The organism is Streptomyces nanshensis, from assembly GCF_001751255.1.
Lineage (GTDB): Bacteria > Actinomycetota > Actinomycetes > Streptomycetales > Streptomycetaceae > Streptomyces > Streptomyces nanshensis_A.
Genome location: NZ_LJGW01000443.1, coordinates 1 through 14,313, shown reverse-complemented (window position 1 = coordinate 14,313; position 14,313 = coordinate 1). Strand labels below are relative to the sequence as shown.

The following is a 14,313-nucleotide window of genomic DNA, read 5'->3' as shown; positions in this document are numbered from 1 at the left end:
CGAGGCGGCCGTCGGCCCGCTGCGGCTGGCGGCGACGGCCGTGACCGCCGCGGAGTTCGCCGCGTTCGCGGCGGCGACGGGCCACCGTACGGACGCCGAACGCTACGGCTGGTCGTTCGTCTTCGGCGGCTTCCTCCCACGCGACTTCCCGCCCACGCGCGCCGCCGCCGCGGCCCCCTGGTGGCGGCAGGTGCACGGTGCCGACTGGCGCCGCCCGGAGGGACCGCACTCGGATCTGGACGGACGCGAGGACCACCCCGTCGTCCATGTCTCGCACAACGACGCGCTGGCGTACTGCACTTGGGCCGGTGCGCGGCTGCCCGGCGAGGCGGAGTGGGAGTACGGGGCGCGCGGCGGTCTGCACGGCAAGCCCTACCCGTGGGGCGACGAACGGGACCCGGACGGCACCTACCGGATGAACATCTGGCGCGGCTCCTTCCCCGACCGCAACACCGCCGCCGACGGCCACTCCGGCACCTGCCCGGTGGACGCCTTCCCGCCCAACGGCCACGGGCTGTTCAACATGACGGGCAACGTCTGGGAGTGGACGGCGGACGCCTTCGCCGACGGCGGCTCAGGCGGCAACCCCGACTCCCGTGCCCTGCGCGGCGGTTCGCATCTGTGCCACGAGTCGTACTGCCTGCGCTACCGCACCTCCGCGCGGATGGGGAACACCCCGGACTCCTCTTCCGGGAACACCGGCTTCCGTATCGCCCTCTGACCGGGGGCGGTTCGCCCTCGCTCCGTGCACGTGCCGACGTCGCGGGAGTCGCGAACTGCTCCGTGCCGACATCTTGTATGCGCTTCCTGTAAGCGCATACAGTCACGGCGCACCGCGCCGCACACTCCGCTCGCCCACCCCAACGGAGCCCGTCATGACGTCACTTCCGGCAGACATGCGCCGCCGCGCCGTACTCGGCGGTGCCGGTGCGATCGCCGTCGCCGCCACCGGGGCCACCGGTCTCGGCGCGCCCCCCGCGTACGCCGCACCGGGCGCCGCGCAGCCCGCCGCGCCCGCCGCGCCCCGTACCGGCGCCTCCGTCTCGTACGACCGCAAGCGGCTGCTCGTCGACGGAGAGCCCGTGCTCGTCCTCGCGGGCGAGATCCACTACTTCCGGCTCAAGCGCTCCGACTGGCAGTCGCGTCTCGACCTGGCCAAGGAGGCCGGGCTCAACACCATCGCCACCTACATCCCGTGGATGTGGCACGAGACGGCGGACGGCTCCCTGGACGTCACCGGCAGGACCCGCCCGGAACGCGACCTGGGCGCCTTCCTCGATCTGTGCATCGACAACGGCTTCCATGTCCTCGCCCGCCCGGGCCCGTTCACGATGGCCGAGCTGAAGGGCGAGGGCGTCCCGCTGCGCGTACGGAAGAAGCACCCGGAGATCGTGCCGAAGGGCTGGGACGGCGAGAAGGACACCGCGCAGACGGTCGACTACCTCGCGCCCGCCTTCCTGAAGGAGGCACGGCGCTGGTACGACGCGGTCATCCCGGTGATCGCCGAGCGCAAACACCGCAAGGGCCGGCCCGGCGTCATCGCCTGCCAGCTCGACAACGAGATCGGCATGCTGCCCTGGGTCAGCAACCACCCGGCGCTCACGGACGGCACGGTCAAGGCGTTCGACTCCTGGCTGCGCGAGACCTACGGCGACGGACTCGGCAAGCGCTACCCCTTCGCGGACAAGCCCGCCGACGAGCGCGCCGCCGCCGTCCGCGCCCCCAAGGACGCCTACGCGCCCGCGCTGATGCACGACCTCGGGGCCTTCACCCGGGGGCGCCTGGCGCAGTACGTACGGGCGCTGCGCGAGTCCGCCGAGGACAACGGGCTGACGGGCGTCCCGTTCCTGATCAACATCCACGGCACGTCGGACGACGGCGCGAAGAAGTTCCCCATCGGCATCAGCCAGCTCAAGGAGACCTGGACCGGCGAGCGGGGAATCTTCGCCGGCTCCGACTTCTACCTCGGCGGGCTCACCGTCAAGAACGTCACGGACCTCTATCTCATCAACGCCCTCACCGAGTCCGTCCAGGACGCCGACCAGCCGCTGGCCGCCCTGGAGTTCGACGCCGGGCACGCCGACTACGGCGACAACCTCGACAACCAGGAGGACGCCGAGGCCGGCGACCTCAAGACCCGCCTCTGCGTCGCGCAGGGCGTGAAAATGATCAACTACTACCTGTTCGCGGGCGGCTTCAACCCCAAGCTGGACAAGCCCGTCGGCGACGGCAACGACCGCATCGGCATCACCGGCGAACGCCACGGCTTCTCCGCGCCCGTCGACCCGGAGGGCCGGCGCAATCTGACGTACGAGCCGCTGAAGCGGACCGTCCACGCGGTCGGCGGTCTCGCGAAGACCCTGGCGGGCATGGTGCCCGAGTACGACGACGTGTCCCTGGGCTTCGTGCCGGACCACTATCTGACGGAGTACCACCCGCCGGGGCGCGCGAGCGTCGACGCGATCCTCGGGGAGATCGAGGAGATCCGCGGCTTCGGCCCCCGCGGCGCCCTGACCCGCGCGATGCTGCTGGGCGGCTTCCGCTACCGGGCCGTCGACCTCCAGTCCGGGCGTCTCGACCCGGACCGTACGCCCGTACTGGCGCTGGCGACCGGCAAGAACCTGGCGACGGGCGTGCAGCGCGCGCTCGTGCGCTATCTGGAGGCGGGCGGCAGGCTGCTGCTCTCCGGCCGCGTCCCGGAGGAGGACATGGCGGGCCACGCGAGTACGCAGTTGCGCGACGCGCTCGGCCTGAAGACCGGCAAGACGCTCACCGACGCCGACCGCTTCTGGCTGTCGGCGACCGCGCACGGCTGGGCCGCTCCGCGTGCCGAAGTCCGGGTGGCCGCGGCCCAGTTGTGCACGGCGCAGCGCGGCACGACGGTGCTGCGGGAGGTCTCCACCGGCAAGGGCTGCGGCTTCGACGTACGCGTCGGCAAGGGCCGCGCGGTCGTGATCACCACCGACTACCGCTGCGATCTGGACTTCTGGCGGCGCGCCCTGAAGGTGCTCGGCGCCGCCCCGGACCTCACGCACAGCTCCGCCGACCCGGGCCTCGTGCTGCTCACGACCCGCTCCGTGCACGACGACGGCGGCGACAGCAGCGACGGCGGACCGGGCGGCGGACAGGCCGGTTCCGGCCGGGGCGCGGGCGGCCGGCTGCTGCACGTACTCAACGTGACGTCGGGCCTGGACCAGGAGTTCACCGTCTCCGAACGGGGACGCCCCCTCTTCGGCGGCGAGCGGCTGCGCGTCCCCGGACGCAGCGGCGCGATGCTGCCGCTCGGACTGCCGGCGGGCGGCGGGCGGATCGCGTACGCCACCGCCGAGATCACCGGCATCGCGAAGGGCAGCGTGACCTTCCGCGCGGTGGGCGGCGGGGAGTCCGTCGTCGCCGTCGAGGGCGGGGCGCGCTGCGAGGGCGCCAAGTCCTCGCGCGAGGGCGGACGTACGGTACTGCGCGTACGGCGGCCGGAGTTCACCGTCCGGCTGGGCTGAACCGGCTGGGCTGAACCGGCCGCCCGCCCCGGTGCTCGCGGTTCGCCGGTGCCGCCTGAGACGCCGTCAGCCGGGTGAGCGCGCCCCCGCGCACCGGCGTGGCAGCCGCGGGCGCACGGGCCTCTTCCCCAAGGTGTTCCAGCATGGACCGCACCCCTTCGGACACGCGGCTCCGCAGCCGGCGGGCGGGGAGGCCGAGCGTTGGACACCGCAGCTAGTGACGAGGCGGTACGGAGTGAGCCGGAGCGGGACCGGCCGCCGGCACCGAGCCGGCGGCTGAACCTCGGCCGGAGACTCCTGAGCTATCTACGGACCACCGATCACAAGGTGATCGGGAACATGTACCTCGCCACGTCGTTCACGTTCTTCCTCGCGGCCGGGCTGATGGCGATGGTGATGCGGGCCGAACTGGTCAGCCCCGGGCTCCAGGTGGTCACGGCGCAGCAGTACAACGAGATGTTCACCACCCACGGCACGATCATGCTGCTGCTGTTCGCGACGCCCACGTTCACGGGCTTCGCCAACGCGATCATGCCGTTGCAGATCGGCGCCCCGGACGTCGCCTTCCCGCGGCTGAACGCCTTCACCTACTGGGTGTTCCTCTTCGGCGGGCTGATGGTCCTCAGCGGCTTCCTCACCCCGGAAGGCTCGGCGTCCTTCGGCTGGTTCGCGTACGCGCCGCTCAACAGCTCGACGTTCTCGCCCGGTTCGGGCGGCGACCTGTGGACGATGGGGCTGGTGGTCGCGGGCCTGAGCACGATCCTCGGCTCGGTCAACTTCATCACCACGATCGTGTGTCTGCGCGCCCCGGGCATGACGGTCTTCCGGATGCCGCTGTTCACCTGGAACGTGCTGTTCACCTCGATCCTGGCGCTGCTGGCCTTCCCCGTGCTGACCGCGGCGCTGCTGGCGCTGGAGGCGGACCGCAAGTACGGGGCGCACATCTTCGACGCCGCCAACGGCGGTGCGGTCCTCTGGCAGCATCTGTTCTGGTTCTTCGGACATCCCGAGGTCTACATCGTGGCGCTGCCGTTCTTCGGGGTCGTCACGGAGATCATCCCCGTCTTCAGCCGCAAGCCGCTCTTCGGATACGTCGGTGTGATCGCCGCGACCTGCGCCATCACCGGCCTCTCGGCGACGGTCTGGGCACACCACATGTTCGCCACGGGCGCGGTGCTGCTGCCGTTCTTCTCGGCGCTGTCGTTCCTGATCGCGGTGCCCACGGGCGTGAAGTTCTTCAACTGGATCGGCACGATGCGCCGCGGCTCGCTCTCGTTCGAGACGCCGATGCTGTGGTCCGTGGGCTTCCTGGTGACGTTCCTGCTCGGCGGTCTGACGGGCGTGCTCATCGCCTCGCCGCCGCTGGACTTCCACGTGACCGACAGCTATTTCATCGTGGCCCATCTGCACTACGTGCTCTTCGGCACCATCGTCTTCGCGACCTTCGGCGGCTTCTACTTCTGGTGGCCGAAGATGACGGGGAAGATGCTCGACGAGCGCCTCGGGAAGATCCACTTCTGGACGCTCTTCACCGGTTTCCAGGGCACGTTCCTCGTGCAGCACTGGCTCGGCGCCGAGGGGATGCCCCGCCGTTACGCGGACTATCTGGCGGCCGACGGCTTCACCGCCCTCAACATGGTCTCGTCGTTCAGCTCCTTCCTGCTGGGCCTGTCGACGCTGCCGTTCCTCTACAACGTCTGGCGCACCCACCGGCACGGCGTCCGCGTCACCGAGGACGACCCCTGGGGCTGGGGGCGCTCGCTGGAGTGGGCCACGTCCTGCCCGCCGCCGCGGCACAACTTCGAGGCGCTGCCGCGCATCCGCTCCGAGTCCCCGGCCTTCGACCTGCACCACCCGGAGGTCGCGGCGTACGGCGCCGGGCCCTACAGGGCACGCGGCATCGGTGCCGGAGAGGCGGCGCGATGAAGACCGAGGCGATCCTCTTCACCGGCGCCTCCGCGTTCTTCGCCGTCGTGACCGCGGTCTATACGCCCTTCTCGCGTGACCCGGTGGGCAACACCGCGCTGGCCGTCTCCCTCCTGATGACGGGCCTCATCGCGTTCTTTCTGTGGATGCAGTACCTGCGGCACGGGGTACGGGCGCAGGACCGCCGGGAGGCGGACGTACGCGACGGCGCCGGGCCGGTCGCCTTCTTCCCGCCGCACAGCTACTACCCCGTCCTCACCGCGCTGGGCACGGTGATCGCCGCGTTCGGCGTGATCTACGGGATGTGGCTCTTCCTCATCGGCATCGGGATCACGGCGCCCGGCGTCGCCGGGTTCGTCTTCCAGTACAACGACCGCTGACCGGCCTCCCGGCGGCCGCCGTCCGGAGGCCGGGAGCCAGCAGGAGAGAGGAGGCCGGCGCATGGTCCCGCCGCGCAGGAAGGAGCGCCCGCATCCCGGCGCCAGGTCCGGACGCGCCGCCGCGAGCGGCTTCCGGTACCTCGACGACCGGCTGCCCGCCGGCGAGGGCGGCTCGCTCGTACGCAAGGCGTTCCCCGACCACTGGTCGTTCCTGCTGGGCGAACTGGCCCTCTACAGCCTGGTGTTGCTGCTGCTCACCGGTGTCTTCCTGACGTTCTTCTTCCATCCCGGCGAGGCGGAGATCCACTACACCGGCTCGTACGCGCCGATGCGCGGGCAGCTCGTCTCCGAGGCGTACGACTCCACGCTGCACATCAGCTTCGACGTGCGCGGCGGGCTGCTGATCCGTCAAGTGCACCACTGGGCGGCGCTGTTGTTCGTCACGGCCATCGGCGTGCACATGTTGCGGGTCTTCTTCACCGGGGCGTTCCGCAAGCCGCGCGAGATCAACTGGGTCGTCGGCGTCACGCTGTTCGTGCTGGCGGTTGCCGAGGGCTTCTGCGGCTACTCGCTCCCGGACGATCTGCTCTCCGGTACGGGACTGCGCGTCGTGCAGAGCCTGCTGCTGTCGATCCCCGTGATCGGGACGTATCTGAGCCTCTTCCTCTTCGGCGGCGAGTATCCCGGCACGGAGATCATCCCGCGGCTGTACACGGTGCACATCCTGCTCATCCCGGCGCTCATCGTCGGCCTGGTCGTGGTCCATCTGATCCTCGTCGTCTACCTCAAGCACACCCAGTGGCGCGGACCCGGCAGGACGGAGGCGAACGTCGTGGGGCAGCCGATGTTCCCGCAGTTCGCGGCGAAGTCCACCGGTCTGCAGCTCATGCTCTTCGGGCTGGTCACCGTGCTGGGCGGCGTCGTGCAGATCAACCCCGTCTGGAACTACGGCCCTTACCGCACCGATCAGGTCAGCACCGGCTCGCAGCCTGACTGGTACGTGGGGTTCCTGGAGGGGTCGCTGCGGCTGATGCCGCCGTTCGAGACGTCGGTGTGGGGCCACACCTTCATGTGGAACATCCTGGTGCCCACCGTCGTCCTCCCCGCTCTGCTCTTCCTCGGCCTCTACCTCTATCCGTTCCTGGAGAGATGGCTGACGGGCGACGACCGCGAACACCATCTGTGCGACCGGCCGCGCGAGCGGCCCGCCCGTACGGGGCTGGGCGTCGCCGGGATCACCTTCTACGTCGTCCTGCTGCTGGCCGGGGGCAACGACGTGATCGCCAAGCTCTTCGGCGTCTCCCTCAACGGGCTGACGTGGACCTTCCGCATCGCGCTCGTCGTGGCACCGCCGGTGGCGTTCATGGTGACGCGGCGGCTGTGCGTGGCGCTGCGGGCGCTGGACCTCGAACGGGTCCGCGAGGGCGAGGAGACCGGCGAGGTACGGCAGTCCGTCGAGGGCGGCATGGCTCCCGAGCACCGGCCGCTGCCCCTCGCGGAGCGGTACACGCTGCTGATGCGCGAGACGCCCCGGCCGCTCGAACCGCCGCAGCAGCGCGGCACGGACGGGCAGCCGCCGGGCCGGGTACGGCGGCTGCGCACCGCGCTGAGCCGCTGGTATCTGACGGACCGGGAGACGGACCGGGTCGACTGAGGTCCGATCCGGGGCCCGCACTCCCGAGCCCGAACTGATGCCGTGGGCCCGGGAGTTCAGAGGGCCAGAGGAGCCGGAAGCCCCCCGCGTCAGGAGGCGTTCCTCTTCCGGTGGCCGTCGCTGAGGGCGCGGATGAGCTGTCGCCGGTTCATCCGGGAGCGGCCCGGGACGTCGCGCTCGGTGGCCCGCTCGTACAGGTCCCGCTTGCTCATGTCGGCGAGGCTGCGTCCGTTCCCGCCGCCGTTCCCGTTTCCGCCGCCGGCCCGGTTTCCGCCGCCGCCCGGCGCACCGCGCGGGCGCGACGCACGGTCGACGCTGCGCCGCAGCGCGTCCTCCAGGTCGACCACGTTGGTCGGCTCGGGCGGCTCCTCGCCTGCCACGGCCTCCTCGCCCCGGCGCTTGGCCTCCACGAGCTGCCGCACCCTGGACTCGTAGGTGTCCTCGTAGTCCTCGGGACGCCACTCCGTGCTCATCGCCTCGATGAGCCGCCGGGCGCTCGACAGCTCGCGGTCCACGGGCTGTTCGCCGGAGGGCAGTCGGGGAAGCTCGCGGCNGGTCGCGCACCTCGTCCGCCCAGTGCAGGGTGTGCAGTTCGAGGACGTCGTCACGGGCGCGCAGCGCGACGAGGTACTCCCGGTCGTGCATCACGAACGTCGCCACACCGGCCTTCCCCGTCTCCAGCAGCGCGGTGCACAGCAGCCGGTAGGCCCGTGCGTACTCCTCGCCCCGGGGCGCGAGGTAGTAGGTGCGGGAGAAGTACGCGGGCTCCACCTCCTCCAGGCCGACGAAGCCGCTGACCTCGATGACCTGCGACCTGCCCGGGGCGATCCGCTCCAGCTCCTCCGGCTCGACGACGACGTACTCGCCGTCCCCGAGGTCGTAGCCCTTGACGATGTCGTCGTGGCCGACGCGTTCGCCGGTGCGCTCGTTGACGCGGCGGTCGCGCACCCGGTCGCCCGTTCCCCGCTGAAGCTGACGGAAGCGGACGGAGTGGTCCTGCACGGCGGCGACGAGCTGCACCGGCACCGTCACCAGGCCGAAGGTGATCACTCCGCTCCAGATCGGGCGGGCCATCTCGCGCATCCCTCCCTCGTCTTCCTCGCACTCTCCGTCGTCCGTCGTCCCTCGTCCCTCGTCCGCCGTCCCTCGTCTCCCGCGTCCCCCGCGTCCCGGCCCCGGCACGGCGGCCGCGTCCGCACCGGGTTACCCGCTACGGGGACTTCACTCGACGCCGTCGCCCGAGGGGAAGCGGTCCCACACCCGGTGCTGCCGCAGCAGCGCCGCGACCTGGTCGAACAGGTTGCGTGCGTCGCTGTCGAGCACGACCCCCGGCGACTGCTCGTGGCAGCCGGCCGCCCCGAGGACCTCGCCGGTGCCCTTGACGCCGCCGACGACCTTGGCGTGCCGGTACGCCTCGGAGAGCAGCCGCAGCACCCGCGGATCGGTGGTCAGCCCGTCGGGGTCGCCGTGTGCGGCCTTCGCGTCGCGCGCCCCGTACGCGTCGTCGCCCGGCGCCGGGACGCCCGCCAGCACGATCGCGTCGAACTCGACGGAACGGGTGTTGGCGAAGGTGCGCTGCACGTCGATCCCGTCCGCGAGCCGCCCGCCCTTCGGGGCGATCACCAGCGGGACCATGTCCGCGTCGAGGGCGGCCTCGCGCAGCGTACGGACGGCGTCGATGTCGCCGTCGCCGTCCGCGACGATGCCCAGGACGCGGCCGGTCACCGGCCAGGCCCGGCCGACCTGGGAGAGCGCCGGGCTCGGCTCCACGTCCGCGAGCGGCCCCGAGGGCTCGGGCGCGGGCAGCCCCAGCCCGGCGGCGACCTGCGCGCACAGGCCGGGGTCGATGTCGGCGAGGACGCGCAGCGTGCGTTCCTTGATCGCGTTCTCGTAGCACTTGCTCAGCTCGAAGGTGTACGCGGCGATGACGTGCTCGCGCTCCACCGGCGTGAGCGAGAGATAGAAGCGGCGCGGGTGGCTGGTGTGGTCGTCGAAGGACGCGGGCGCCTCGCGTACCTTCCGCGCGCCCTGCGGGATCGCGACCGGCGTCTCCACGAATCCGCGCTCGTCCGCGCCGGCGAGGAAGGGGCAGCCGCCGTCCAGGGAGTTGGGACGGTACGGCGCGACGCCCGCGTGCACGGCGGTCTGGTGCATGCCGTCGCGGAGCATGTCGTTGACGGGCGCGTGCGGGCGGTTGACCGGGATCTGCGCGAAGTTGGGCCCGCCCAGCCTGGTGATCTGGGTGTCGATGTAGGAGAAGAGCCGCCCGGCCAGCAGCGGGTCGTCGGTGACGTCGATGCCGGGCACCAGATGGCCCGGGTGGAAGGCGACCTGCTCGGTCTCCGCGAAGTAGTTGGACGGGTTGGCGTTCAGCGTCAGCAGTCCGACGGGCTGTACGGGGGCCCACTCCTCGGGGACGATCTTGGTCGGGTCGAGCAGGTCGACGCCCTCGAAGGTCTGCTCGGGGGTGTCCGGGAAGGTCTGTACGCCCAGCTCCCATTCGGGGAAGGCGCCGGCCTCGATCGCGTCGGCCAGGTCCCGCCGGTGGAAGTCCGGGTCGACGCCGTTGATGATCTGGGCCTCCTCCCATGTCAGGGAGTGCACGCCCAGCTTCGGCTTCCAGTGGAACTTCGCCAGCGTCGTACGTCCCCCGGCGTCCACCAGCCGGAAGGTGTGGATGCCGAAGCCCTCCATCATCCGGAACGAGCGCGGGATGCCGCGGTCGGACATGTTCCACAGGGTGTGGTGCGTGGCCTCGGTGTGCAGCGAGACGAAGTCCCAGAAGGTGTCGTGCGCGCTCTGCGCCTGCGGGATCTCCCGGTCCGGATGCGGCTTTCCGGCATGGATGACGTCGGGGAACTTGATCGCGTCCTGGATGAAGAAGACCGGGATGTTGTTGCCGACGAGGTCGAAGGTGCCCTCGGCGGTGTAGAACTTCGTGGCGAACCCGCGGGTGTCCCGCACGGTGTCCGCCGAGCCCCGCGAGCCCAGCACCGTGGAGAAGCGGACGAAGACGGGCGTCTCGACGCCCTCGCCGAGGAAGTGCGCCTTGGAGACGGTGGCGGCCGTACCGTACCCGCGGAAGACACCGTGTGCCGCGGCGCCCCGCGCGTGCACGACGCGCTCCGGGATCCGCTCGTGGTCGAAGTGCGTGATCTTCTCGCGGAGATGGTGGTCCTGGAGCAGTACGGGACCGCGTTCGCCCGCCTTGAGGGAGTGGTCGCTGTCCGGCAGCCGCGCGCCCTGGGTGTTGGTCAGCCGGGCGCCGCTCTGGGCCAGCACGGCCTGGTCGGCGCCGGTGGCCTCGCCCGTCGGCGAGTAGGTGCCGGGGCCCGTCTGGTCGGGCTTGGGTGGCAGGGGTTCACGGGGTTCGACCGGCTCCTCGAGGTGCGGGGCCTCGGGAGCGGGACGTCCCGGCAGCTCCGTCTCCTGTGCCGTGCGGTCCCTGCTGTCGTGCGCGCGACGGGAATGTGCCACCGGGTCCTCCCAGGGGACGTACGTGTTCGGATCTCGGGCTCTTCTTCTGCTGGTGCGGGGGCTCGGGACGGGTTCGGGACGGGTTCGGGACGGGGTGTCCGGCCGCGTGCCGCTCAGTGGTGGAAGGCCGTGGCGAGCGACGCGGGACGGCCCAACGGACGGCTCTGGCCGCGCAGTTCGGGCAGCAGCGACATCAGGTCGTCCATGAACAGATCCGCGAGGTCCGCCGTGAAGCCGTTGCGGCAGACGACGCGCAGCACCGACAGGTCCTGCCGGTTCGCCGGGAAGGTGTAGGCGGGCACCAGCCAGCCGCGCTCCCGCATCCGCCGCGAGACGTCGAAGACGTCGAACGCCGTCACGTCCGACAGCGTGGTGCAGGCGAAGACCGGAAGCTGGTCGCCGTGGGTGAGCAGCCGGAAGTCGCCGGTCTCCCCGATCCGCGCGGCCAGCGAACGGGCCACCTCACGCGCCGCGTGCTGTACGGCGTGGAAGCCGCCGCGTCCCAGGCGCAGGAAGGTGTAGTACTGCGCGGCGACCTGCGCTCCGGGACGGGAGAAGTTCAGCGCGAAGGTGGGCATGTCCCCGCCGAGGTAGTTGACGCGGAAGACCAGTTCCTCGGGGAGCATGTCGGGCGAGCGCCACAGCGCCCAGCCGACGCCGGGGTAGACGAGCCCGTACTTGTGCCCGGAGGTGTTGATCGAGGCGACCCTCGGCAGCCGGAAGTCCCATACCAGGTCCGGGTCGAGGAAGGGCGCGATCATGCCGCCGGAGGCGCCGTCCACATGGACGGGGATGTCGTGACCGGTGCGCTCCTGAAGGGAGTCGAGCGCCGCGCAGACCTCCGCGACCGGTTCGTAGGACCCGTCGAAGGTGGAACCCAGCACGGCGACGACGCCGATGGTGTTCTCGTCGCACAGCTCCGCCGCCGCATGCGGGTCGATGTGGAACCGCTCGCCCTCCATGGGCACTTGGCGGGCCTCCACCTCCCAGAAGTTGCAGAACTTCTCCCAGCACACCTGCACGTTGGCGCCCATCACCAGATTGGGACGGGCCTTCGCGGGATAGCGGCCGCCGGCGCGCAGCGCCCAGCGGCGCTTGAGCGCCATGCCCGCGAGCATGCACGCCTCGCTGGAACCGGTGGTGGAGCAGCCGACCGCCGAGGAAGGGTCGGGGGCGTTCCACAGGTCGGCGAGCATCGCGACGCAGCGCCGCTCCAGTTCGGCGGTGCGCGGGTACTCGTCCTTGTCGACCATGTTCTTGTCGCGGCACAGCGCCATCAGCTCGGCGGCCTGCGGCTCCATCCACGTGGTGACGAAAGTGGCCAGGTTCAGGCGGGAGTTGCCGTCCAGCATCAGTTCGTCGTGGACGAGCTGACGGGCGGCGTCGGGCGCCATGGGCTCGGCGGCCAGCCGGTGCACGGGCGGCTCGGTGGTCACTCCGCTGACCGGATCCGCCTCGCCGTAGAAGGGGTTGACGGAGACGGCGGCGGACTCCCGTCGGGGGCGGGCCCCGTCCGCCTCGCGGGTTCCGGACCCGGCGGCGGTACGGGTTCCGGTGCCGGTACGGCCCTTGTGCAGCGACATCGGTCAGCGCCTCCCGGGCGGCGGTCGGGGATGCCCCCTCTGCCGCGAATCTAAGGGCGCCCGGTGCGCGGGGCCCGCCGGACTGCGCCGGCCGGGGGTCGCGGCGGCCGTGTCCGTACGGTCCGGGACGGGCCGGTACGAGAGCGGTATGAGGGGCGGCACGAGGTCGCCGCGGGGTGAACTCACCGGCGCCGTACGGCTGTCGGGAAGCGGACGGAAGGACGCGGGAAGCCCGCGGGAGAGCCGCGGCACCGCCATGGGAACGAGCGCGCCCACGTGCGCCGGTCCGGGCCGGAGCCGCCCCCGGGATCTGGCACCCCGGTACGGAATGGCCGCGTGCTACCTTCCCGACTTAGGTAAGCCTTGCTTAAATGGCGCCCTGCGTCGGGGCACCCCGTGCCACGCCGCCCGCACCACCTCCGTACCACCGCCGCACCACTCCGTACGCCACGACCGACGACCAGCCGTCAGCCACCGGGAGATCCCATGTCCGCCTCCGCCAGAACCCGAACTCTCATAGCCGGCGCGGCCGTTCCGCTGCTGGCCGCCGCGGCCCTGACCGGCTGCGCGGAGAAGTCGAAGGCCGGCGGGAAGGACGGCGGCCTTCAGGTCACGGCGAGCGACTCCGCCTGCAAGGTCTCGAAGAAGGAGTTCCCCGCGGGGCATGTGCGGCTGGACGTCGAGAACAAGGGCTCCAAGGTCACCGAGGTCTACGTCTACGCGCCCGGCGACCGCATCGTGACCGAGCGGGAGAACATCGGCCCCGGCACCAAGGCCGAGATCACCGCCGAGATCAAGTCCGGCACGTACGAGATCGCCTGCAAGCCCGGCATGAAGGGCCACGGCATCCGCCAGAAGGTCACCGCCAGCGGCAAGGGCGCCGACGTCAAGCGGAACCCGAAGCTGGACGCCGCCGTCGCCGCGTACCGCACGTACGTGCAGAAGCAGGCCGACGAGACGATCCCCGCGGCGCAGAAGTTCGCGGACGCGGTGCGGGACGGCGACCTCGACGCCGCCAAGGACGAGTACGCCGTCTCCCGCGTCGGCTGGGAGCGCACCGAGCCCGTCGCGGAGTCCTTCGGCGACATCGACCCCAAGGTCGACGTCCGGGCGGACGGCCTGGAGGAGGGCCAGAAGTGGACGGGCTGGCACAAGCTGGAGAAGTCCCTGTGGGAGAAGAAGAAGATCTCCGCGGAGGACAAGAAGCTCGCCGGGAAGCTGATGAAGGACCTCAAGGACTGGCAGAACCGCGTCGGCCGGGCGGAGATCACCCCCACCAGCATGGCGAACGGCGCCAAGGAGCTGCTCGACGAGGTGGCCACCGGAAAGGTCACGGGTGAGGAGGAGCGCTACAGCCACACCGACCTCGTCGACTTCGAGGCCAACGTGGACGGCGCCCGCAAGGCGTACGAACTGCTGAAGCCGGTGACCGCCAAGAAGGACGCACAGCTCGCGAAGGACCTGGACAGGGAGTTCGCCGCCATCGGCAAGCTGCTGGACAAGCACCGCGAGGGCGACGGCTTCGTCGCGTACGACACGGTGGGCAAGGCCGACCGCAAGAAGCTCTCGGACGGTGTGAACGCGCTGGCCGAACCTCTCTCGCGGCTCGCCGCGACGGTCGCGTCCTGAGAGCCGGCGGTGACGGAGCACCCACGCGAGCACCCCGCCGGGGAACGCGGCGTGGAGCGCGGCGAGGAGTCCGGCACCGGGTCGCAGGACCGCGGTGCCGGGGCCGCTGACGTCGACGCCGGGGCCGGGAGCGCCGGTTCGGAGGGCGCGGGTGCCACGGACGCGCG

General features: G+C 71.3%; 9 protein-coding genes and 1 pseudogene. 6 read left to right on the top strand and 4 right to left on the bottom strand.

The genetic code is table 11. The features are described from left to right. The 5 genes from AN218_RS28025 to qcrB form a co-directional block, all read left to right on the top strand. The coding region (locus AN218_RS28025; RefSeq protein WP_070019913.1) for an SUMF1/EgtB/PvdO family nonheme iron enzyme at positions 1 to 721 on the top strand (721 nt) is incomplete at its 5' end. A 154-nt stretch (positions 722 to 875) separates the two neighbouring features. Next, complete coding sequence (locus AN218_RS28020; RefSeq protein ID WP_079132675.1) at positions 876 to 3,497, top strand: beta-galactosidase; 2,622 nt, start codon at positions 876 to 878, stop codon at positions 3,495 to 3,497. A 276-nt stretch (positions 3,498 to 3,773) separates the two neighbouring features. After that, on the top strand, positions 3,774 to 5,423 hold the full coding sequence (gene ctaD, locus AN218_RS28015; RefSeq protein ID WP_244900764.1) for an aa3-type cytochrome oxidase subunit I: 1,650 nt from the start codon (positions 3,774 to 3,776) through the stop codon (positions 5,421 to 5,423). Then, on the top strand, positions 5,420 to 5,803 hold the full coding sequence (ctaF, locus tag AN218_RS28010; RefSeq protein ID WP_070019911.1) for an aa3-type cytochrome oxidase subunit IV: 384 nt from the start codon (positions 5,420 to 5,422) through the stop codon (positions 5,801 to 5,803). Before ctaD ends, ctaF begins: the two co-directional genes overlap by 4 nt. Positions 5,804 to 5,864: 61 nt before the next feature. Next, positions 5,865 to 7,457 (top strand): cytochrome bc1 complex cytochrome b subunit, encoded by a 1,593-nt coding sequence (gene qcrB, locus AN218_RS28005; RefSeq protein ID WP_070019910.1) that lies wholly within the window; start codon positions 5,865 to 5,867, stop codon positions 7,455 to 7,457. Between the two features lie 89 nt (positions 7,458 to 7,546). Here the strand turns inward: qcrB and AN218_RS38945 are convergent, their stop codons facing one another. From AN218_RS38945 to gad, 4 genes and pseudogenes are all read right to left on the bottom strand, one after another. Continuing rightward, the gene (locus tag AN218_RS38945; RefSeq protein ID WP_338059645.1) at positions 7,547 to 7,972 is read right to left on the bottom strand and encodes a hypothetical protein; all 426 of its coding nucleotides are present in this window, start codon (positions 7,970 to 7,972) and stop codon (positions 7,547 to 7,549) included. A gap of 88 nt (positions 7,973 to 8,060) precedes the next feature. Further along, positions 8,061 to 8,531 (bottom strand): annotated as a pseudogene (gene ku, locus AN218_RS38940) (non-homologous end joining protein Ku); the annotation flags it as partial. Between the two features lie 147 nt (positions 8,532 to 8,678). After that, entirely contained in the window at positions 8,679 to 10,877 is a 2,199-nt protein-coding gene (locus AN218_RS27995) for a catalase (protein WP_079132676.1), read from the bottom strand. A gap of 170 nt (positions 10,878 to 11,047) precedes the next feature. Next, positions 11,048 to 12,517 carry a glutamate decarboxylase gene (gene gad, locus AN218_RS27990; RefSeq protein WP_070019908.1) on the bottom strand — a complete coding sequence of 490 codons (1,470 nt, stop codon included), beginning with the start codon at positions 12,515 to 12,517 and terminating at the stop codon, positions 11,048 to 11,050. Between the two features lie 486 nt (positions 12,518 to 13,003). Between gad and efeO the strand changes: the two genes are divergently transcribed. Then, positions 13,004 to 14,146 carry an iron uptake system protein EfeO gene (gene efeO, locus AN218_RS27985; protein WP_070019907.1) on the top strand — a complete coding sequence of 381 codons (1,143 nt, stop codon included), beginning with the start codon at positions 13,004 to 13,006 and terminating at the stop codon, positions 14,144 to 14,146. Positions 14,147 to 14,313: the final 167 nt, after the last annotated feature.

Excerpts from the sequence above, each read along its gene's own strand:
- AN218_RS28020 (WP_079132675.1), top strand. The coding sequence starts at position 876 with ATGACGTCACTTCCGGCAGACATGCGCCGCCGCGCCGTACTCGGCGGT.
- ctaF (WP_070019911.1), top strand. The coding sequence starts at position 5,420 with ATGAAGACCGAGGCGATCCTCTTCACCGGCGCCTCCGCGTTCTTCGCC.
- qcrB (WP_070019910.1), top strand. The coding sequence starts at position 5,865 with ATGGTCCCGCCGCGCAGGAAGGAGCGCCCGCATCCCGGCGCCAGGTCC.
- gad (WP_070019908.1), bottom strand. The coding sequence starts at position 12,517 with ATGTCGCTGCACAAGGGCCGTACCGGCACCGGAACCCGTACCGCCGCC.
- efeO (WP_070019907.1), top strand. The coding sequence starts at position 13,004 with ATGTCCGCCTCCGCCAGAACCCGAACTCTCATAGCCGGCGCGGCCGTT.